Origin of the sequence: Halolamina salina (genome assembly GCF_042678005.1) — an archaeon.
GTDB lineage: Archaea > Halobacteriota > Halobacteria > Halobacteriales > Haloferacaceae > Halolamina > Halolamina salina.
In genome coordinates, this window is sequence record NZ_JBHUDH010000146.1 from 2,182 (window position 1) to 2,562 (window position 381).

General features: G+C 66.1%; 1 protein-coding gene. It reads left to right on the forward strand.

Features of this window, described 5'->3' with window-relative positions; all coding sequences use genetic code 11:
- A partial coding sequence (locus ACFR9S_RS12575) for an AMP-binding enzyme (RefSeq protein ID WP_417385140.1) occupies positions 1–271 on the forward strand: 271 nt, incomplete at its 5' end.
- Between the last annotated feature and the right edge of the window lie 110 nt (positions 272–381).

Genomic DNA, 381 nt, shown 5'->3' on the forward strand with positions numbered 1-381 from the left:
GGAAGCCGTCTACGCCTACGTCATCACCGAGGACGGTCACGCCGGCGACGAGGCGCTCCGGCAGGCCATCATCGAGGGCGTCGAGGACGCGATCGGCCCGATCGCCCGCCCCGAACAGGTGATCTTCACGCCCGAACTCCCCAAGACCCGCTCGGGCAAGATCATGCGCCGCCTCCTCGAAGACATCGCCAACGGCGCCGAACTCGGCGACACCTCGACGTTGCGCAACCCCGAGATCGTCGAGGAGATCCGCACCAGCGTACAGGACTGACGACCGTGTTCCGACTTCGACAGACGACCGACCACCACACACGCCACGACACATGACACAGAATACCTCACACGAACCGGACGACGACCTCGCCGCCGACGGCGGCCGAT